Consider the following 21,392-nt stretch of genomic DNA (forward strand, 5'->3'; position numbering starts at 1 on the left):
TAAAGAAGAATACAATGTGAAAAGTCGCTAACGCGGCAGACGGACGCGGGGTGGAGCAGCCTGGTAGCTCGTCGGGCTCATAACCCGAAGGTCGTCGGTTCGAATCCGGCCCCCGCAACCAATTACAAATAAGCACCTTAACGGGTGTTTTTTTGTTTTTGGCACCCGGTAAAAAAGCGGCATTGCTGCCGCCTTCCCTTCAACGATGCGCAAGCACCGCCCCTTTCTCGAAATAGGCTTTGATGCCATGCAGGATAGCCTCAGCCACCTGATGCTGATAACGCGCCGTCCGCAGCTTGCGCTCCTCCTCCACATTACTGATAAACGCGGTTTCCACTAAAATCGACGGAATATCCGGAGCTTTCAGTACGGCAAAGCCGGCCTGATCTACCGTGCGTTTATGCAGATGGTTGATGTGACCCATACGCGATAACACCTCTTTGCCAAATTTCAGGCTGTCGCTGATGGTCTGTCGCTGCACCATGTCGAACATGGTGTGATCCAGATAGCGGTCGCCACTCATACTCACGCCACCAATCAGATCTGATTCGTTCTGTGTCTGTGCCAGAAAGCGTGCGGCGGTTGAGGTTGCGCCACTGGTAGACAAGGCAAACACTGATGAACCACGAGCGGCTCGGCTGGTAAACGCATCAGCGTGAATCGACACGAACAGATCGGCGCGCTGCTTGCGCGCCTTAGCGACACGTACGCGCAGTGGGATGAACACATCCTCATTGCGCGTCATATAGGCCTTCATGTTGCGCTCTTTATCGATCAACGCTTTCAAATAGCGGCCAATCTTCAGCACGATATCTTTTTCCCGCGTTTTGTATTTACCGTGCGCACCGGGATCTTCACCGCCATGACCAGGATCGATCATGATGATAATCGGACGATCCCGCCCTGCCTTACCCGGTAACGGCGCTTGCGCAGGTTGGTCGCGATCAAGTTCACCTTGGTTGTAATCGTTCAGTAACGCCAGTAGCGGATCCTCTTCCGGCGACGACTGGCTCGGATAGAGATCGACCACCAGACGGTGTTTAATCCCGGCCACCGGCGTCAGCGTGAAGATCTTCGGTGCGACATGGCGTTTAAGTTCCAGCACGACACGCACCGTGTTGGCATCAAACTGACCGACACGTGCATTTTTGATATAGGGATCGTCAACGCGCACTTGCTTATCCACCCCTTTCAGGACCGGATTGATATGCAGGTTATCGATGTCGATCACCAGGCGATCGGGATTGCTCAAGGTGAACTGTTTATACTTGAGGGGAACATTCGACTCCAGCGTCACGCGAGAGTACGTCGATGAAGGCCAGATGCGCACCGCCACAATATGCTGGCTGGCTGCAGCCCCGGTACGTGTGACGCTTAACAGGAATAACGCACCTGCGCCCTGTATTAATCGTCGTCGTGTAAAAGCTTCGGACATGCCGCTCCAACTGCTGTGTAGTGTCTAAAATATCGTCAGTCGACGAAAGGAAGGCGAAAACTTTGCTTAGCAAGCCGTGTCTTGTTTTGCCGGAAAAACCAGATAATGCAGGCTGTTAGCGAGGGTTGCATCAGGAAAATCGTAAAGTAACGTCAGGTCCGACGCTTGCAATGGCAGGCAAAAGAGCATAAAAATACAGAAATTACGAATAAACATTCACAGAGGGTTTGCCGTGAAGGAACGTAGTACTGAATTGGTTCAAGGTTTTCGCCATACCGTTCCCTATATAAATGCCCATCGTGACAAGACCTTTGTCATTATGCTGGGTGGTGAGGCCATCGAGCATGAGAACTTTTCCAGTATCGTTAACGACATTGGCTTGTTGCATAGCCTCGGCATTCGCTTGGTGGTTGTCTATGGTGCCCGCCCACAAATTGATGCCAGCATGGCACAGCAACAGCTGGAACCGATTTATCACAAACACACTCGTGTTACCGATGCGCAATCACTGGAACTGGTGAAGCAAGCGGCTGGCCGATTGCAGCTGGATATCACCGCACGCCTGTCGATGAGCCTGAATAATACGCCGCTGCAAGGCGCGCACATCAACGTTGTCAGCGGTAACTTTATTATCGCCCAACCGCTGGGTGTCGATGATGGTGTGGATTACTGCCACAGTGGTCGTATTCGCCGTATTGATGAAGAGGCGATCCACCGCCAGCTGGATAATGACGCCATTGTGCTGCTCGGTCCGGTTGCCGTATCAGTGACAGGCGAAAGCTTCAATCTGACGTCGGAAGAAGTGGCGACGCAGTTGGCGATAAAGCTAAAAGCTGAAAAGATGATTGGCTTCTGCTCCGAGCAGGGCGTGACCAATCGCGAAGGTACGATTATCTCTGAGCTGTTCCCTAACGAAGCGCAGACGCGTATCGATGAAATGGAAAGCGACGGCGATTTCCTGTCGGGCACCGTGCGTTTTCTGCGTGGCGCGGTCAAAGCCTGCCGCAGCGGCGTGCGTCGTAGCCACCTGATCAGTTATCAGGAAGATGGCGCACTGATTCAGGAGCTGTTCTCGCGTGACGGTATTGGTACGCAGATTGTGATGGAGTCTGCTGAGCAGATTCGCCGCGCCACCATCAACGATATTGGTGGCATTCTCGAATTGATTCGTCCGCTGGAGCAGCAAGGCATTCTGGTGCGTCGTTCACGCGAGCAGCTGGAGATGGAAATCGACAAATTCACCATTATTCAGCGCGACAGCCTGACCATCGCCTGTGCCGCGCTCTATCCCTTCCCGGATGAGCAGATTGGCGAAATGGCCTGCGTGGCCGTGCATCCCGATTATCGCAGTTCCTCACGCGGTGAACTGTTGCTGGAGCGCGTGGCGCTGCAGGCACGCCAGATGGGCCTGAAGAAACTGTTCGTGCTGACCACCCGGAGTATTCACTGGTTCCAGGAACGGGGCTTTACGCCGGTTGATATTGAATCACTGCCAGAGAGTAAGAAGCAGATGTATAACTATCAGCGCCGTTCGAAAGTGCTGATGGCGGATTTACGTTAGAGCAAGGGAAGCCGGCGTGATTTATCGTGCGTTTCAGCAGCCATTACGCGGCTAGAAGGGGCGCGATAAATCGCGCTCCTACCAAAAAGCATTATTTTTCGCCGCCCAAACGATCCAGTAATCCACTCCGGCGCTGAGTGCGAAGCTGCACCGCGCGACGAAACACACCTTCATCGCTGTATAAGGTAAGTTGCTTGCGGGCGCGGGTAATCGCGGTGTAGATCAACTCACGCGTCAACACAGGTAAGAACTGCGCAGGCATCACCAGCGCGGTATGCTCGAACTCCGACCCCTGTGATTTGTGTACCGTCATCGCCCATGCTGTATCGTGCGCCGGTAGGCGACTCGGCTGTACCGCTTTGATGCTGCCATCCGGCAACGGAAAGAACACTTTCAGCAGCCCTTCCTCATCCAGCAGCGTAATACCAATATCGCCGTTAAACAGCCCCAGTGCGCTGTCATTGCGCGTCACCATCACCGGACGGCCCTGATACCAACGACTTCCGCCTTGCGGACGACGAATCAACTGCAGCTGCATCAGCTTCTGTTCAATTCTCTGATTCAACCCCTGTACACCAAAAGGCCCCTCGCGTAAGGCGCACAGCAACTGATAGCGGCCAAATGCGGCAATGATTTCGCCGGGTGCGGCGTGTTGACCCACCAAGCGAAGAAACGGGCGATAACCCTCAGCAATGTCAGCCAACATAGCCTGATAGGCTTCACCGTCGTTGAGCGGCTGGCGAGCAATGTCGGTAAACCCGGCCATGAAAGCGGCTTCAACCGCTTGAGGATTACCCGCATTCACTGCTGCCGCCAGTTTACCAATGCCCGAATTGGCATCGAAGCGATAGCTTTTGCGCAGCAGGCAGATGGCGTCACGCACTGCTGGCGCGCTGTCGTCATCATTCCCGACAATTTCACAACCGGTTAAAGCACTGAGTTGGGCTGCACGTGCCGGGCTGTAACCCGACTCCGCACAACGACAAATATCACCCAGCACGGCTCCCGCTTCCACTGAGGCCAGCTGGTCGCGGTCACCCAGAAAAATCACCCGTGCCTGTGGCGGTAATGCAGCGATAAGATTGGCCATCATCCCTAAATCGACCATCGAGGCTTCATCGACCACCAGCACATCAAGATGCAGCAGATTACCGGCGTGATAGCGTAAGCGTTGCGTTTCAGGCTGAGCGCCCAGCAGACGGTGCAGCGTGGTGGCTTCGGCCGGGAAACGCAGCCGTTCAGTCTCGCTCACGGGCAGCGCCTGTAGCGCCTTGCCCAGCGATTCCGTCAAGCGTGCCGCCGCTTTCCCGGTAGGCGCGGCGAGTTGAATGCGCAGCGCCCCTTCACTCAAACGAATCAGTGCCGCCAGCAATTTTGCTACGGTAGTGGTTTTACCGGTGCCGGGACCGCCGGATATCACCGCGGTTTTTTGCGTCAGCGCCACCGCTGCAGCGATTTTTTGCCAGTCATCAGGCTGGGTGCCAAACAACGCATCCAGCACTGCACGTACCTTTTCAGCCTGGAATTGCTGCGGTGCCGACTGTGCGAGGAAGAAGTTTGCCACCTGCCCCTCGTTATGCCAGAAACGATGCAAATAAAGGCGGCGTTCGCTCATTACGATCGGCGCAGCGTGTTCGCTACTGCTGAGTGCAGGCCAATCTGCGAAGACAGTATGCCACGCCTCAGGTTCTCCAGCCGTTTGCCAAATCTCCTGAGCCAACTCGGGATGGCGTCCCTTAAACAATTGATTCTGGTTGAGCTGAGACAGAGGCAAGCAAACGTGCCCTTCTCCCACCTCTGCACTGAGGCAAGCGGCAGCCAATAGCCGTGCGGGTTGGCTATCATCTGCCAGTAGCTGTGCGAACTGCACGTCCAAAGGGCGCAATAACCGCAAGTCAACCGCCTGTGCTAACAGCGTTGTCATGCTGCTCATGCTACCACTCCCTGCCCGCGAAACAGGCAATCCAGTTGTGTAACAAAATCGAGGGTTGGCCGGGTATGAAACACCCCATTGGCAGGTGAAGTCCCATCCATACCGCGTAAGAACAAGTAAAATACCCCGCCAAAGTGCTGCTCGTAGTCATAATCCGCCAGACGATGTTTGAGATATCGGTGTAACGCCAGCGTATAGAGTTGGTACTGCAAATCGTAACGGTGGTCGATCATCGCCTGTTTCATCGCCTCTGGCGTATAGGCGTCGTGACTGTCGCCCAGCCAGTTGGATTTATAATCCAGCAGGTAATATTTTCCCTGCCAACGGAAAACCAGATCGATAAAACCTTTCAACATCCCCTGAACCTGACGGAATTCGAGTGGCGGAGCACCAGCAGAGAGTGCATCCTGGCGTATCAGGCTATCGAGCGCATTCGCCGTCAGTAGCCCTTCAATCGGCAGATAAAAGCCCATCTCAACCAAACGTTCACTGGCCTGCACGCTACCAAGTTGAATGCCCTGCGCATTAAGCGGGGTGTTCACCACTCGCGCGATCCACTCACTCAGCATCGGCTGCCAGTAAAGTGGGTAGCCATTCTGCTGCAGATGTTGTTCCAGCTTTTCAGCGACAGGCGGCTGCGGGAAGTCGAGCGATTCAAACAGTTCGTGCAAAAAGGTTCCGGGTGCTGCACCACGTGGAAAATGATGCGGCGTCAGTGCACGATCCGTTTCCTCTTCCTCGCGATCCTCACCTGCGGCTTCAATATCAAAGTTCGGCATGACATCCAGCAGTCGTTGGCTACCGTGTTGCTGTAAGCCGGAATAACTGGTCACGCGCCAGGGTTCAATCAGCGTACGCGAGACTGATCGCGCGGCGAGCGCCCCCTCATTGGCGACAGGTTCTTGCCAGGGTGAAGCAGGCTGTTCCTGTACGCGCAACACTTCGGTGCCCACCACCTGCATGTCATTCAACAGGACTTCCAACTGCTCGGCCGTGGCCGCTTCACCACGCTGTAACAGGAAACCCAGCGCACTTTTGTGAAAATCGCTTTCTCCCTCTTTCTTACGCGTGCCGCGGAACAGCGGTGCGACGCCCACGCTACAGTGATAAACCGAGCGCGTCAGCGCCACATACAGCAGACGCAAATCCTCTGCCAGCCGCTCTTGCTCCGCCAGCGCCAGGCTCGCGTCGTCGGCTTGCAGATCGAGCACCGCAGAGAAGGTTTCACGATCGTGGTAAAGCGCGGTATCGGCTTCCCGAAAACCCGCTGCAAACGGCAACCACACCAGCGGATATTGCAGCCCTTTGGATTTGTGGATGGTGACAATCTGCACCAGATGGCGATCGCTCTCCAGACGCAGTTGCTGACTGGAAGACTGGCTATCAGGATTGGCAATCTGTTGGGCGAGATAACGCACCAGCGCGTGCGGGCTATCCAGTTGTGCGGCGGCCTCCTGCAACAACTCGCCCAAGTGCAACAGATCGGTCAGACGCCGTTCGCCGTTTTCTGACGCTAACAGATTTTCAGCCAACTGACGTTCCTGCATCAGCTGGCGCAGCATCGGTAACACCCCACGCTGCTGCCACAGTAACTGCCAACGGGCAAAGGTATCCACCAGCTCATCCCAGCCGCGCGCATCCTGATCCAGCGCGTCCAGTTGAGCGGCATCAAAAGCAAACAGTGAAGTGGCCAGCGCCGTGCGCAGCATACGCTCTTGTTCAGGTGCCAGCACCGCTTGAAGCAGCCACAACAGTTCGTGCGCTTCCGGCGTGGTGTAAACACTGTCTCGGTTTGAAAGATAGACCGACGGAATGCCAAGCTGATTGAGCGATTCACGAATCAGGTTGGCTTCATTACGACTTCGCACCAGCACCGTCATATCCGATGCTTCCACAGGGCGTTGCGCTGAGGCAGTGCCCAACAGCGCCCGCTGCTGCTGTCCTGCCTGTAACCAATGGCTGATATCGGCGGCACACTGTTGTGCCATCGCTTGCTGGTACTCCCCTACGCTGCAGCCCGCGCCCGGTTGCAACCAAAAGCGCAGTGCAGCTTGTTCCTGCTGATCAATACTGAGTGACAGTTTTTGATTCGGCGGTGCGAATTGCACGGACTGAAACGGGATGGCCTCAAACAGGAAGGGCGACTCAAGGCGTGAGAACAGTTGATTGACGCTCTCGACCATGGCCGGTGAAGAACGCCAGTTGGTGTCCAGCGTGTAGTGCGCCTGAACTTCATTACGCGCACGGATATAGGTAAAAATGTCCGCACCACGAAACGCATAAATAGCCTGTTTAGGGTCGCCAATCAGCAACAGGGCATGTTCGGGCTGATTGATGTAGAGCGTGCGGAAAATGCGATATTGCAGCGGATCGGTATCCTGAAACTCATCAATTAACGCCACCGGAAAGCGCTGACGAATCGCTTGCGCGAGCTGTTCTCCACCGGGCTGCTGAAGCGCGTCATCTAAACGACTGAGCAGGTCATCAAAACCGAGCAGCGCCTGCTGGCGCTTCTCTTTCCGCACCGCAGCACGGACTTCGACTAACGCACGCGCAATCACCAGGTCGCGCAGTGAAATCGGCTGGGCGAGGAAGGCATCAATGGCCGCAAACAGCGCATGCTGTGGGGGATTGCCCTTCTTGGTTTTTTCATCAAGCATCTGCTGACCAAAACGCGCCAGTTCAGGCGGCACCTGATAATCTCCGGTTTCACTCTGCGCCCATAAACTCACCTTGCTGACCCAGACCGGCAAGTTTTTGCTGCTGTAGCTGCGTTTATCCACATCAGACTGGCCAACTAACGACAGCACTTCTTCGCCGACTGCAAGCCACTGAGCTTTCATCGCGTCAATACGCGTCAGATTGTCATGGTGGCGAGTGCTCAGTGTTTCTGCATCACCAGGCGGCAGCCGTAAGTTGGGTGCTTCCCCCTGCAACCAAGGGCGTAACGTCGCAAGCAGCTGTTCCGGGCCACTCCATTCACTGACAATCACGCGAGCGATATCCAGCGAGAGCGGATAGCAATGGCGACGCCAGAAGTCGGCGGTAGCCTGCCGCAACAGTTGTTGTTCATCTTCAATCAACTGCTGCTCAAACAACATGCCTGACTCAAACGCATTCAGATTAAGCATGCGCTGGCAGAAGCCGTGGATAGTAAAGATTGCCGCTTCATCCATCTGACGCTCGGCCGCCAGCAGCAGCGACGCCGCCTCAGCGGGTTGCGGCATCTCGCTCAGCAATTGCATCAGCATCGGGTTGCGGCTTACCCCCCTAATACAGGCCAGGCGTAGCTCATGGATGTTGGCGCGGATGCGTCCACGCAGTTCCGCCGTGGCGGCTTCCGTAAAGGTCACCACCAGAATCTCTTCGACCGATAGCGGACGCGAGTAAGCATGAGTACCGCCCAACCCCAGCAACAACCGCAGGTAGAGCAACCCAATGGTGAACGTTTTACCGGTTCCGGCAGAAGCCTCAATCAAACGCTCGCCCCGTAACGGCAGCGTCAGCGGATTGAGCGATTCAGGCGGTTGAAGCTGACTCATTGCGCATCACTCTGAACAGGCAACGATTGCTGCAGCTTCTCAACTTGATCCCAGGTTGTGAAGCCAGGTAATGGCGCGTAATCATCTTTGGTTGCGCCATCATGACTGCCACCAATTTGTGAAATCATTGCCATACCCTGCTGTTCCAACACCGCCTTGTGGAAGAAATCAGCTAAGCCTACCGGCGTTAGTTTTTGGATCTGCTCAACCGCTTTCTCACGGGTATCAAAGGCAAAGTTCTGGCGATTGAAGTCACGGTTATAGCGGTTCGCTTCTTCATCCAGCGTTTGTGGGCGCTGTTTCAAATCGTTGATCAACGCTTGCTGGTACTGAGCGAAATCTTCTGGCTTCATGTCACGCAGCCGTTTTTCGGCCTGCGGGTAGAAGGCCTCAAAGCGCTGCATCAGGTAGGCAGGCTGCTTGCTGTTACTTTGCAGCAAGAAACCGATTCCCCACTGACGTCCAATCGGCATTTGGTAAGAGAACACGGCATAACCGAGCTGTTCCTGGGTACGCAGTTGGTTGTAGAACCAGGGCTGCACAATCTGGCTCAGCATGGTGCTATTGGCCATACTTTGGTACTCGTCATAGCCGAGTGGGACATAGAGCGCAGCCAGCGCGGAATCGGTGCTGCTGCCAGCCGTTTGCAAGTTGGCCTTCATGGCTTTATCAATCACAACGTATTTACTGTGCCAGTAACTGTGGCCATCACTGTGTAACTGCTGCTGGAGATCGGCACCCAACTGTTTCACACGATCGGCAGACAGGTTACCCACCACCATCATTTCCGGCGTGGCCTGGCGAATCAACGCATCGCGATAGTCAGTAACATCTTTCAGCGTCAGATCTTTGACCAGCTTACGGCGCGTTTCACGTTGGGTGTAAGGCAGTTGTGACAACATCTGCATCGGCTGGATCGCTTGTTCAAAGGCTTTACCTTTCTCTGCGGCTTCCAGACGCTCCAGATACCAGGATTTGGCTTGTTCTAGCTGCTGTGCATCTGGCTGGAAGCTGGCATAGCCTTCAACCAGTTTTTGCAGCAACTCGGGCAAACGCTGAGTAAAGCCGCTGGCGTTGAATACAATGCCGTCATCTTCGCCGGTCGAGAAGCTAATCCCTCCTACCGAAGCCTGTGAATTCAGCTCATCCAGCGCCACGCTAGAGAGGTAGTCATTCAGGCCAAACAGGACTTGTTGCCGAGCATCACTAATGGCCGCTTTATTGCGCAAAGCCAGCGTGATCGCCGCTTTAGGTTCACTGGCGTAGTACTGGCTTGGCATCCAATAGATACGCATGCTGTCGCCGTTGGTAAGCGGCACCGGATGGGAATAAGTTTTGCCGTCTGAAGGGATCAGAGCAAAATCCGACGGGATATACGGATTGAGCGTTGGCATCGACAGTTGAATCTGCGCACCGCGCTGCTGCCAGTCACTGAGCTGATCAGAGGCGATTTTATCGACCTGATAAGGCGCGTTAACGAAATAGGCTTCTTTGTTGTGGGGCTCATTCGGGCTGATGTACCAGATGCGGGCGTTTTGCGGCGTCATCTCATCAAGACGCGACTTGATGGCCGCAGGGTCGAAGTTATCGGCCAGGTAGGGAGCATCCAGCGTGTGATCCACCGGCACCCGAAGCATGGTGTCAACCAGCCATTCGATGTAATCCATATCACGGGTGATGGAAGGATAACGAAAATCTAACGCCAGCACGTGCGAGACTTCGTCGAAATATCCCTTATCTATGCCCTTAGTACGCAGCATATCCAGATAGCTGAACACGGCGGCAACCACTTCATCACGCTGCGCCAGCCCTTTATCCGTCAATGAGATTGAAATCGCGAACACACCGGTATTACGTTCGGTCATGGGATCTGCCCCGGCATTCACGCCATCGGCTAGTCCCTGCTTTTGCAGCCAATCGTTCAGGGTATTTTTACTGCGGTTGCCAAGGATGTAGCTGATCAGGGTATCGGTTTTGCTGCGAAATTGATCGCTATTGTTGGCAATGCGGAATTCAATTTTCAGTTGTTTACGTGGCTGCGCGGGAACGTAATGAATGATGATGCCTTTCTGCGCATCAGTGACAACTGGCACTTCAATTTTCGGGACAATAGCCTGATGATTGGCAACTCGGCCAAAGGTTTTCGCTGCGATGTCAGCCATTTCCGGCAACGATTTGTTGCTATAAATCACTGCTTTCATCAGGTTGGCGGAATAGTGGCTGCGATAAAACTCGGTCAGTGCCTGATGCAAATTACTGTCCGGTTTATCACGCAACGTCTCGAGGTTACCCCCTGAGTAACGCGAACCTGGATGCGCCGGATTCAGGGTCTCTGCGCCGACCTGAGACATACGCAAACCATCACGTGAACGTGCCATAGTCAATTCAGCATTCACCGCATGGCGTTCGCGATCGGCATTGACCGGGTCGAGCAAGGGTTCGGCAATCGCATCAGCAAGGCGATCCACCGCCGGTTGCAGCGCATCATTCTCCACTTCCAGATAAAATGCGGTGCGATAGGACGCGGTACTGGCGTTGTGGCTACCCCCGTGCTTTTTCAGAAACTCGGCCAGATTATCCGGCTGCGGATAAAGTTTCGATCCCATCAACACCATGTGTTCGGTGTAGTGCGCTAAGCCAAGTTGCTGATTAGGATCGTCAAGCGAACCAATAGGCAAGGTGATCGCCGCCAGTGATTTTGGCGCAGCGGCATCAGAAACCAGCAGTACGGTCATGCCGTTGGAGAGCGTGACAGCCTGGTAATTGCGTGGATCGTGATCGCTTTTGCGAATGGTTTCATTGATGGGCTGCCAGCCGCGATCGGTATCGGCAAAGGCACTCAGCGCCAGCATACTCAGCAGCAGCGCTCCTATCCAGCGTGCGTAAATCCGCATTTAAACCCCTTACGTTACCCTTTACCGCTGGCTGTGTGCCCAGCGGAGAAATAAACAAACTTTTTTATGGTTTGAGAACAACAGCAAAGGCTGTCGTTACCCGATTGCTATTCATCATCTTGGTGGGCGAGCCGCACCGGTAAATACCATTGGCGTGCAGCGGCAGTGATGGCCTGCACCGCATCGTCATCCAGCGTCCGGCTTAACCGTTGCAGATAAGGATCGCTCCCCTCGCCTTCAACCTGGAAACCACCCTGCCAGGCTTGCAGCAGTTTGTTAAGTGCCTTTTTCTGTGTTGCTTCGTCTTCTAACAGCTGACGTGATTTGCTATCGAAGCTGGCATCAAGCCAGGCACCGCCAGATTTATTCAGGAGCCACAAGGGTTCCGTCATACCTAACCGGTAGGCTTCAACATAGTCCCCCAGCCATGACAGCGCCTGCTCCCGGCTCACCGACTTAAAACGCCAGTCGCTCTGTTTACGTCCGTACATGCGGCTCTCACCTGTGCCGCCCAGCGCACAGTAGACCAGATGTTCCAGCCAAAGCAGCAGGCCATCATTCATATTCAGCACGCCCGGTCGCCAGCGTAACAGGCCATCAGATTGCACCTGTGTCAGCCAGCCGGTCAACTGCACACCGCCCAAGGCCAGATTGACCTCCCAACTTTCCGCGATCTGACGTTGCCCACTGACTTCAGCCGCCACTTCCTGCATCTCTTCGGTCTGACTCTGCCAAAAAAGTTCCCCAAAAGCGCCATAAGGCAGATTGCCTGCGGCACGATGCCGGGCATAAAGCAGAGCAGGATCGTCACCGTTGACCAAGGTATTGAGTAACTGCGCATTGATCTGATAACGCTCCAGACTATCTGGCGCAAAAGGCTCGCTGTCCGGCAGTTCACTCTCCTCCATCCAAAAGGCGACACCCAATCGCTGCTGGAACCAGGCACGAATCGGATGGCGCCAGAAACGCAGCAGTTGCTCCAGAGAGAGCGTGTCTAGTGGCTGGGGTTCCAGCTTTTGCACGAAAGCTGGCTGAGCCACACCGCTGCCCGTGGCGGCAGGTAGCCATTCCGCAGCAAAGCTTTGACCATAGGCCCCGGGCTGGAAATTTTCCGCAGCAAAGGGCATACGGCTATGCAGTATTTGCAGATGATCGCGCACTCTTTGCTCGCTGATATCCGGTTCACACTGTTCATCGCCCGGCAGGCAGAAACTCTGTCCAAGATAGTCGACCAGCTCCGTGACCAACACGGAGGGATAACGTTCGGTGTTGTCCTGAATGGCACGACCGATATAGCTGATATAGAGCTGCTGCTGCGCAGAAATCAGCGCTTCGAGGAACAAGTAGCGGTCATCATCCCGACGGCTGCGATCGCCTTTGCGCGCCCGTTGCTGCATCAGGTCGAAGCCAAGGGGTGCCAGCGTGCGCGGGTAAACACCATCGTTCATGCCCAGCAGGCACACCACTTTGAAGGGGATGGAACGCATCGGCATCAGCGTACAGAAGTTGATGGGGCCAGCCAGAAAACGCTGGCTGATACGCTGCTGGTCAAGGCGCGAATGCAGTTCATCACGTAATAACGTGACAGGAATAGGTTGCTGATACGTTGCTTGCATGCCCTGCTCAATGATCAGCTTCCACTGCGTTTCCACCAGCAATAGCGCGGCTTCACTTTCGGCATCGCCAGCAAAGAAGCTATCAAGCAATTCACGGCACAGCGGGAGCCATTCAGGTAACGTCCTCTCTTCCGTCAGACGCCTACGCCATGTTTCAAGGCGCGAGAGTAATTCAGCCAGATGCCCAGCCAATTCGGCGATTAATCCGCTGGATTCGTCATAGGGCAAAATGCCCTGCCAGTCTCCGTTGCGACTCTCCAGTGCATAGCCCAACAGCATGCGTTGTAGACCAAAGCGCCAGGTGTGCTGACCGGTGACCGGCAGCGCTAGTGCTTCAACGCTGGCATCATCCAATCCCCAGCGAATACCCGACTCCATCACCCAGCGTCGCAGCAATCGTAGCCCACTTTCATCCACTGAAAAGCGCTGCGCCAGCGCGGGCACTTCAAGCAAAGCCAGCACTGCTTCAGAGGCAAAGCGGCTTTCAGGAAGCGTCAGTAGCTGAGCGCCGCCAGAATGGCCGGGTGTGCCTGACTGGCTCGACGATCCGAAATAGCAAAGGGGAGATAGCGGTCAGCGGGGGCGCTGGCAAAGGCGGCCTGTATAAAGGGCGCGTAGCTGTCGATATCAGCCACCATCACAATGATGTCGCGTGGTCTAAGATTGGGATCGGCTTCCATCAGCGCCAGTAAGTGATCCTGCAAGACCTCCACTTCACGCTGAGCGCTATGGCATACCTGCAGCGTGATAGAGCGATCTTGAGGATCGAGCAAGCGCTTATTGCTGCTGTTACCCAACTCATCGGCATTCAGGCCGATGACCGCCTTATCATCCAGATTGAGCAGATCGGCCTGCAAGCTGTGCAGCAGGTTGTCTTGCGGGATCTCAACAAAGGCATCGATATCGTTGGCTGCAGATTCCATCTGGCTGAGTAAAAACAGGTTGTCGCGCCCTAACTTGCCCCATGAGGCCAACAACGGGTTAGTCAGTTGCTGCTCGCCGAGATCGTTAAACAGTGCAGCAGCGGTTTCAGGTTGGCGGAATAGCGGCTGCAACTCATCAGATTGCACTCGGCGGCGCTGGCGGCTTTGTAGCTTCGCCAGGAAGGCATAATCCTGAATATCGCCCCAATAGTGCCGGCAGGGGTTGGTAAAGAGCAGATGAATGTCGATGTGACGGCCAAGTGCCTCCAGCGCCTGTAAATAGACCGGCGGCAGTGCAGAAATGCCACAGATAAACACGCGCTGCGGCAGGCCCGGTGGTGGCGTCTGCGCCTGTTCCAGCGCCTGGATAAATCGCGCGTAAAGATTGGCACGGTGCCACATCGGCTGGCCCAACTGCTGCGTAAACTCGACCAGATCGCGCCACAGCGGCGCCTGCCACTGCTGAGCATCGCCCACGCCTTCGATCTGCTCTCCACGCTCCCAACTGTTAAGCCAGTCGGATCGATAGACCAGATACTGGTCAAACAGATCGGCAACGCGCGCACTAAGTTGATAGAGCTTACGTTTGTCATCATCATCGCTGAGATAGTGGCGCAACGGCTGGAAGGCGTCCTGCTCCAGTAATGTGGGCAAACGATGCATCAGCTTCCAGCTCATGCTGGCTTTGGTAAACGCACTCTCTTCAGGAATGCCGGGCAGCACCTTCACGAACATGTTCCAGATAAATGTGGCTGGCAGCGGGAAATCAATGTTCGCTGCAATGCCAAAACTGTTAGCCAGCTCCATCTGCAGCCATTGTGCCATGCCGGGGCTTTGCACCAGCACCTGCTCGGCCGCGAACGCATCGCCTAGCGGTTGATTTTCAATCAAAATACCCGCCAGATTTTTCAACAGATCAAGCTGGTTGGAGTGGTAAACCCGGAACATAAGTCTCCTTGTGAGAGGTAAAACAGCGCAGCCAGGTCACTCTACCTTGTATCGCCGGGGATGCCTATCGCGGAGGTCACCTTAGTGACAATTGAGCCGTGCCAGACTAGCCGTGCGTTGCTGAGGCCCGTTAACGGTGACATGTTCGAGTACACATCCCAACGTTATACTTCGTTGCTGTCGCTGAATCTGCCAGCCTTCAACCTCCCGTCCGAGTAAAGCCTGACCGGCAACCTGCCATGCCTGGCGTTGCTGCCACTGCTGGCTAAATCCCAGCGTTAAGGCACGGTGATAATTCAACAGCGTGCTGACCGTCACCGCCAGCAGCAGCATCGCCACTAAGGTTTCCGCCAGACTAAAGCCCTGCTGATTCGGTCTGTGGTTGGCAGTTTTCCGGCTTTCCCAGCGGGCAGAAGTCGAGCCAACCGTGTCGCTGCGGCTGCACCGTCTGACCCTGTGGCGACACCCATTGCCAGAGCCGAAGCTCACGGCCTTCTCCTTGTCCTGATAACACGGCATTACCCTCCTCCATGCGTAATAAACAGCTGCGCCACTGCTGAGGCGCCCATGTCTGGCACTGCCACCCCACCACCGCTGGCCAGCTCTGTGTTAATCCCCACTGCAACGCAGCCTGTGCTTGCCAAAAGTCTTTGTGATGCTGCTGTTCATCAGCCACCAATACCATGCCCAGTGCAAGCTGAGTGCGTGAAGCATGCAGTGTCAGGCTCCCCAGTAGTAGCAGCATGAGCACCATACCCAATGTGCTATTACCGCGCTGATTCACAGATTCCCTCCCTCAATCCATGTCTCCTGCTGAACGCGCTGTTTGCCCGCCCGGCCAACGAGAGACAACATCAGGCGCTTGTTCTGCCGCTCCAGCCGGAAGATATCAATCGACAAAAATGCGGGGTCTGTCATGCGTTCCCAACCGCTCCCACTGCAGTTATCCACGCCGCGTTGCATCTCTATTTGCCCATTGCGCAGTCGATAACCGTAATAATCACTGTCGCTACTCGCCACCCCTTCCCAGCGCCCATTGCTGTTCTCATCCCAACGCAGTAAGAGACAGCTGCCCCCTGCGGCAAGAGTTAGCGCGGGACCACTACACTGACCACGACAATAACCTGCACGCTGCAAGGCTTTTTGCAACGTATGCGAGAGTTGCTGCAGCTCCTGCTGCAATTGCACACGCTGTTGTAATTGCAGGTTTTGCGCCAGCAGTAGCGGTAAAAAGCGGCCAACGCTAACCATTAATATCGCACCCACTGCCATGGCAATCAGCATCTCCAGCAGGCTAAAACCGCTCTCGGCTATTCGCATCCCTTTTCCCCCAAAGGGCAGGCACGAATGCGGGCGCGCGCAGAGATGATCAGCCGCCATTGGCCGGCATCACTCTCCATGTTCACACTGCCTGGTCGCGCAACATCACGCCGCCCATAAAAACCCGGCTCACCGACCAAGCCCGTGAGCCGCACACCGTTATGGGGCGGCTTGAACCACCAGCGCGAGGAGAGCAAGCACCCATCCGGCGGCTTGCTACCCACGCCCAGGCAACCGCTGCCGCCGGGTATGAACCACAGGCTGAGGTCGTTGTTATGCCAGTTTGCGTGAGCGCGCAACCGCAGCAGAAATCCCTGCAATTGCTGCACGCTGTCTCGCAGCTGTTGATGTTGTTGCCAGCGCTGCCAGCTATGTAAGGCACCAAGGCTGAGTATGCCGGCGATCACCATCACCCACAGCAGTTCTGGCAAGGTGAAACCGGCGTTAGGATGTTTTTTCATAGCGGGCACTGTGCGCTTCAGGCTCACAGGTAACAAGCAAGCCAGCGGCAGGATGGAAGAGATCGCGAAGGATTATTTTATGACGTACAGGTCGATACCGTTTTTTGCGAGGCGGCACATAAAAAAGCCCTGCACAGTGGCAGGGCTTCGGGATATAGCGGGTACGATTATATCGCGACTGGCGCTTTGATGGCCGGATGCGGATCGTAGCCTTCAATCTCAAAATCTTCGAAGTTGTAGTCGAAGATTGAGGCCGGTTTACGTTTGATCACCAGCTTCGGCAACGGACGTGGTTCACGCGTGAGCTGCAACTGCGCTTGCTCAAGGTGGTTGCTGTACAGATGGGTGTCTCCACCGGTCCAGACAAAATCACCCACTTCCAGATCGCACTGCTGCGCCACCATGTGCACCAGCAACGCATAGCTGGCGATATTGAACGGCAGGCCAAGGAAAATATCGCATGAGCGCTGATACAGCTGACAAGAGAGCTTGCCGTTCGCCACATAGAACTGGAAGAAGGCATGGCACGGAGCCAGCGCCATCTGATCCAGCTCACCCACGTTCCATGCCGATACAATGATGCGGCGTGAATCGGGGTCGCGTTTAAGCTGCTCAATCACTTTGCTGATCTGATCAATTTCTGCGCCTGACGCACTGCCCCAGCTACGCCACTGCTTGCCATAAACCGGGCCTAAATCGCCATTCTCATCAGCCCACTCGTCCCAAATGGTCACCTTGTTGTCTTTCAGGTAACCGATATTGGTTTCGCCTTTAAGGAACCACAGCAGCTCATGAATGATAGAGCGCAGGTGGACCTTTTTGGTGGTGACCAGCGGAAAACCATCCTGCAAATTGAAACGCATCTGGTGGCCGAAAATGGACAGGGTGCCGGTGCCAGTGCGGTCGGCCTTCTCTGCGCCTTCATTCAGCACATGCTGCATTAAGTCCAGATACTGTTTCATTTTACCTCACGAGTGTGTTGCTGTGGACGACGATGATACGCCCAAATCATCATAATCACGCCGGCCAGAATCATAGGAATAGAGAGGATCTGCCCCATGCTGATGCCGCCTTCAAACAGGCCCAGCTGCGCGTCTGGCTGGCGGAAAAATTCTACGATAATGCGGAACGCACCGTAGCCAATCAGGAACAAGCCAGAGACGCTCCCCATCGGACGCGGTTTGCGAATGAACAGGTTAAGGATGATGAACAGCACGATACCTTCCAGGCACAGCTCATACAGCTGCGACGGATGACGCGGCAGCACCCCATAGGTGTTCAATAGCTGCTGATATTGCGGATTATTGGCAGCCAGCGCGATATCTTCGCTGCGCGAGCCTGGGAACAACATGGCAAATTTGAAGTTAGGATCGACGCGACCCCACAGTTCACCGTTGATGAAGTTACCCAGACGACCCGCACCCAAGCCAAAGGGAATCAGCGGTGCAATGAAATCGGATACCTGGAAGAAGGTACGCTTGGTACGGTGCGCGAACACCAACATCACCACGATCACACCAATCAAACCGCCATGGAACGACATACCGCCATCCCACACTTTGAAAAGATAGAGTGGATTGTCGAGGAACAACGGCAGGTTGTAGAACAGCACGTAGCCGATACGACCGCCAAGGAACACACCCAGGAAGCCTGCATACAGCAGATTTTCCACTTCCTCTTTTTTCCAACCGCTGCCTGGTTTATTGGCCCGGCGTACCGCCAGCCACATGGCAAATACAAAGCCCACCAGATACATCAAGCCGTACCAGTGAAGCGAAATCGGTCCGATAGAGAAAATTACCGGATCGAATTGGGGAAACGAAATGTAGCCGTTAGTCATCTTTCACCATCGATTTTTCTGCCCTGAAAACGGGTCTGGCTAAGGGGGTCATATAATAAAAGGCTGCGCATGATAGCACAGCCGCTTTTCACAAATGGCGTGGAAATGTAAACGCCGTTAACGACCGCCGCGAATCAGGCCGCCCAAACCACGGCGCTCCATAAAGGCGGAAACCAGATGCCGCACTTCAGAAGCGGTATGCGCAGCCGCACCCTGCTCGCTCAACTTCTGGGTCTCCTCATGATCGAGATGACGCAGCAAATATTTCACGCGCGGGATATTCTTACCGTTCATGCTGAGGTGGTGATAACCCAGCCCCACCAGCAGCGCAACGCACATCGGATCGCCGGCCATTTCACCACACAGGCACAGCTCCAGCTTGGCCTGACGGGCTTCGTGCGCAATGCTTTGTAGCGCACGAATCATCGCAGGGTGCAGCGGATCGTAGAGATTCGCCACGCGCGTATTGTTGCGATCTACCGCTAACAGATACTGGGTCAAATCATTGGTGCCAACGGAAACAAAGTCCACACGATCGGCCAGATGCGGAATCATGAACAACATGGATGGCACTTCGATCATCACGCCAATACGCGGTTTCGGCACCACATAACCGAGCATCTCTTCCACTTCGCGACCGGCACGATCGATCAGTCGACGCGCATCGTCGATCTCATCAATGTGGCTGATCATCGGCAGCAGAATGCTTAAGTTGCCCGATGCCACGTTGGCACGCAGCATCGCACGTACCTGCACAAGGAAGATTTCCGGTTGGTCGAGGGTCAAACGAATGCCACGCCAGCCCAGACACGGGTTTTCCTCACTGATGGGCATATAAGGCAGCTGTTTGTCCGCGCCCACATCCAGCGTACGCAGCGTGACGGGTTTATCGTAGAACAGTTGCAGCATGCCTTGGTATTGCGCCACCTGCTCCTCTTCTGACGGAAAACCATTGTGCAACATAAACGGGATTTCAGTGCGATACAGGCCAATGCCATCGACCCAATTATCTAACTTCTGTTCATGCTCGGGGCTAAGGCCGGCATTCAACATCACCTGCACGCGCTCCCCGCTTTTCAACTCGCCGGGCTGTTCTACCACCCCTTCTGCCATTTTACTTAGCGCGTTCTCTTCGCTGATTAAGCGTTGATACTCCTGCACCAAAACCGGCTCAGGATCGATCAGCACCTCACCGCGATAGCCATCAACGATCAACACACGCTTGTTAAGCTGTGCCGGAATGATATCGGCGCCCATCACGGTGGGAATGCCCATCGCGCGAGTCAAAATTGCTGCATGCGAGTTGGCGGCACCGTCACGCACCACCACACCGGCTATGCGCTCCTGCGGCAGTTCCGCCAGGGTGGTAGCGGTGAGTTCATCTGCGACCAACACAAAGCGCTCCGGCCAGGCATTGGTGCCGGACAGCGAGTCATCAAGGTGGAATAGCAGACGTTGCCCCAACACACGCAGATCACCCGCGCGCTCGCGCAGGTATTGATCTTGTAGGTTGGCGAACTGTTCGGCGAACTTCTCAATGACGGTTTTTACGGCCCATTCGGCAACCGATCCGCGATCGATCTCGGCAAACAGATCTTTTTTGAGGCGTGCATCGGTTAACAGGTGAGAGTAGAGATCGAAAATGGCCGCACTCTCTTTCTGCACGCTGGCGGCAAATCGCTTACTGAAACGGCGAAACTCATTGCTGGCCTCGCCCATCGCCACGCTGAGGCGCTCACGTTCACGTTGCACATCCAGCGTTGACGCGGCCGAAACCTGATCGAGCAGCGGCTGAGTTTCATCGACCCATCCCGGTGCCACAGCCACGCCCGGCGCGGCAGCTATCGCTTTAACACGCGTCTGGCGGAATTGACCAAATAGCTGACCGAGTTGCGACTGCGACAGTAATCCAGCCATTTGCGTGGCCAGCGTGACAAGGAATGACTCTTCGCTTTCGTCGAATTGGCGATGTTCGCGCTGCTGTACCACCAGCACGCCCAGTAGCTGGCGACGGCTGATAATGGGTACGCCGAGGAAGGAGCGGTAACGCTCCTCTTTTACCGAGGGGATATATTTAAAACTGGGATGGCTCTGCGCGTCAGCAAGGTTAATTGGCTCGGCTAAACGTCCGACGAGCCCGACAATCCCTTCATCAAATGCCAGCGTGACGGTGCGACCGCGCGGCTTTTTGAGGCCGCGCGTCGCCATCAGGTAGTAGCAACGCCTGTCGTGATCCGCGAGATAAACTGAGCAAACCTCGGTTTCCATCGCAAGGCATATTTCGTTTACCAGAATGTCGAGTGCTTCATTCAGACGCGGTGCACTCGCCACTTTTTCTACTATTTCGCGCAACTGAGTGAGCATAAAGGGCGTGGCCTATCCTCTTTTACGTCGATGGGCGGCATTATTATTACGCTGCCCCGCACTCTCCTGCATAGACATCACCACGCCAGCGAATTCTTTCATCACGCGGCGATACACATCGCGTTTGAAAGAGACAACCTGACGCACCGGATACCAGAAGCTAACCCAGCGCCAACCGTCAAATTCCGGCGTGCTGCTGTGTTGCACATTGATCTCCGCGTCACTGCACATCAACTGCAGAAGAAACCACTTTTGTTTCTGGCCGATACACACCGGCTTAGTGTCCCAACGCACCAAACGTTTTGGCAACTTGTAACGTAACCAGTTACGGGTTGAAGCAAGTATTCGAACATCTTTGCGGTGTAAACCCACTTCTTCGAACAGTTCGCGATACATCGCCTGTTCAGCAGTTTCACCCGGATTGATGCCTCCCTGAGGAAATTGCCAGGAGTGCTGTCCAAAGCGCCTGGCCCATAACACTTGTCCTTGCCTGTTACAGATTACGATACCAACATTCGGGCGGTAGCATCATCATCGATCACTGGACTACCTCAA

Annotated in this window: 12 protein-coding genes, 1 tRNA gene and 2 pseudogenes; 2 read left to right on the forward strand and 13 right to left on the reverse strand. The window is 55.0% G+C overall.

Translation table 11 applies throughout. The annotated features are described in order from the left end of the window. Window positions 1-44: 44 nt before the first annotated feature. A tRNA-Met gene (locus HA51_RS23535) sits at window positions 45-121 on the forward strand. 78 nt (window positions 122-199) lie between these two features. On the opposite strand, the gene amiC is transcribed toward HA51_RS23535, so the two are convergent. Further along, complete coding sequence (gene amiC, locus HA51_RS23540; protein ID WP_139810727.1) at window positions 200-1,435, reverse strand: N-acetylmuramoyl-L-alanine amidase AmiC; 1,236 nt, start codon at window positions 1,433-1,435, stop codon at window positions 200-202. 232 nt (window positions 1,436-1,667) lie between these two features. Here amiC and argA point away from each other — a divergent pair, with 232 nt between their 5' ends. Then, on the forward strand, window positions 1,668-2,996 hold the full coding sequence (gene argA / locus HA51_RS23545) for an amino-acid N-acetyltransferase (RefSeq protein ID WP_084937505.1): 1,329 nt from the start codon (window positions 1,668-1,670) through the stop codon (window positions 2,994-2,996). Between the two features lie 91 nt (window positions 2,997-3,087). Here the strand turns inward: argA and recD are convergent, their stop codons facing one another. The 12 genes and pseudogenes from recD to rppH all read right to left on the reverse strand — a co-directional run bounded on the left by recD (window position 3,088) and on the right by rppH (window position 21,379). Beyond that, window positions 3,088-4,929 (reverse strand): exodeoxyribonuclease V subunit alpha, encoded by a 1,842-nt coding sequence (recD, locus tag HA51_RS23550; RefSeq protein ID WP_084937507.1) that lies wholly within the window; start codon window positions 4,927-4,929, stop codon window positions 3,088-3,090. Next, window positions 4,926-8,471 (reverse strand): exodeoxyribonuclease V subunit beta, encoded by a 3,546-nt coding sequence (recB, locus tag HA51_RS23555; RefSeq protein WP_084937509.1) that lies wholly within the window; start codon window positions 8,469-8,471, stop codon window positions 4,926-4,928. Before recB ends, recD begins: the two co-directional genes overlap by 4 nt. Further along, window positions 8,468-11,365, reverse strand: a complete 2,898-nt coding sequence (gene ptrA, locus HA51_RS23560; RefSeq protein ID WP_084937511.1) for a pitrilysin — start codon at window positions 11,363-11,365, stop codon at window positions 8,468-8,470. The genes recB and ptrA overlap by 4 nt, the downstream gene beginning before the upstream one ends. Before the next feature lie 107 nt (window positions 11,366-11,472). Continuing rightward, window positions 11,473-14,852, reverse strand: a pseudogene (gene recC, locus HA51_RS23565) (exodeoxyribonuclease V subunit gamma). 81 nt (window positions 14,853-14,933) lie between these two features. Beyond that, the gene (locus HA51_RS27610; RefSeq protein WP_245840260.1) at window positions 14,934-15,206 is read right to left on the reverse strand and encodes a prepilin-type N-terminal cleavage/methylation domain-containing protein; all 273 of its coding nucleotides are present in this window, start codon (window positions 15,204-15,206) and stop codon (window positions 14,934-14,936) included. A gap of 1 nt (window position 15,207) precedes the next feature. Further along, window positions 15,208-15,636: a DUF2509 family protein gene (locus HA51_RS23575; protein ID WP_084937514.1), complete on the reverse strand. Its 429-nt coding sequence runs from the start codon at window positions 15,634-15,636 to the stop codon at window positions 15,208-15,210. Next, window positions 15,633-16,172 (reverse strand): prepilin peptidase-dependent protein, encoded by a 540-nt coding sequence (locus HA51_RS23580; protein WP_084937516.1) that lies wholly within the window; start codon window positions 16,170-16,172, stop codon window positions 15,633-15,635. The genes HA51_RS23575 and HA51_RS23580 overlap by 4 nt, the downstream gene beginning before the upstream one ends. After that, window positions 16,163-16,633, reverse strand: a complete 471-nt coding sequence (locus HA51_RS23585; RefSeq protein ID WP_084937519.1) for a prepilin-type N-terminal cleavage/methylation domain-containing protein — start codon at window positions 16,631-16,633, stop codon at window positions 16,163-16,165. Before HA51_RS23585 ends, HA51_RS23580 begins: the two co-directional genes overlap by 10 nt. Window positions 16,634-16,800: 167 nt before the next feature. Then, window positions 16,801-17,595: a thymidylate synthase gene (gene thyA, locus HA51_RS23590; protein ID WP_084937522.1), complete on the reverse strand. Its 795-nt coding sequence runs from the start codon at window positions 17,593-17,595 to the stop codon at window positions 16,801-16,803. Continuing rightward, complete coding sequence (gene lgt / locus HA51_RS23595) at window positions 17,592-18,473, reverse strand: prolipoprotein diacylglyceryl transferase (RefSeq protein ID WP_084937525.1); 882 nt, start codon at window positions 18,471-18,473, stop codon at window positions 17,592-17,594. Before lgt ends, thyA begins: the two co-directional genes overlap by 4 nt. A gap of 117 nt (window positions 18,474-18,590) precedes the next feature. Beyond that, window positions 18,591-20,837 (reverse strand): phosphoenolpyruvate--protein phosphotransferase, encoded by a 2,247-nt coding sequence (ptsP, locus tag HA51_RS23600; protein WP_084937530.1) that lies wholly within the window; start codon window positions 20,835-20,837, stop codon window positions 18,591-18,593. Window positions 20,838-20,849: 12 nt separating this feature from the next. Next, window positions 20,850-21,379: pseudogene (gene rppH / locus HA51_RS23605) on the reverse strand (RNA pyrophosphohydrolase). Between the last annotated feature and the right edge of the window lie 13 nt (window positions 21,380-21,392).

The organism is Pantoea rwandensis (assembly GCF_002095475.1).
GTDB classification, from domain to species: domain Bacteria; phylum Pseudomonadota; class Gammaproteobacteria; order Enterobacterales; family Enterobacteriaceae; genus Pantoea; species Pantoea rwandensis.

Excerpts from the sequence above, each read along its gene's own strand:
- amiC (WP_139810727.1), bottom strand. The coding sequence starts at position 1,435 with ATGTCCGAAGCTTTTACACGACGACGATTAATACAGGGCGCAGGTGCG.
- recD (WP_084937507.1), bottom strand. The coding sequence starts at position 4,929 with ATGAGCAGCATGACAACGCTGTTAGCACAGGCGGTTGACTTGCGGTTA.
- recB (WP_084937509.1), bottom strand. The coding sequence starts at position 8,471 with ATGAGTCAGCTTCAACCGCCTGAATCGCTCAATCCGCTGACGCTGCCG.
- ptrA (WP_084937511.1), bottom strand. The coding sequence starts at position 11,365 with ATGCGGATTTACGCACGCTGGATAGGAGCGCTGCTGCTGAGTATGCTG.
- HA51_RS23580 (WP_084937516.1), bottom strand. The coding sequence starts at position 16,172 with ATGCGAATAGCCGAGAGCGGTTTTAGCCTGCTGGAGATGCTGATTGCC.
- HA51_RS23585 (WP_084937519.1), bottom strand. The coding sequence starts at position 16,633 with ATGAAAAAACATCCTAACGCCGGTTTCACCTTGCCAGAACTGCTGTGG.
- thyA (WP_084937522.1), bottom strand. The coding sequence starts at position 17,595 with ATGAAACAGTATCTGGACTTAATGCAGCATGTGCTGAATGAAGGCGCA.
- lgt (WP_084937525.1), bottom strand. The coding sequence starts at position 18,473 with ATGACTAACGGCTACATTTCGTTTCCCCAATTCGATCCGGTAATTTTC.
- ptsP (WP_084937530.1), bottom strand. The coding sequence starts at position 20,837 with ATGCTCACTCAGTTGCGCGAAATAGTAGAAAAAGTGGCGAGTGCACCG.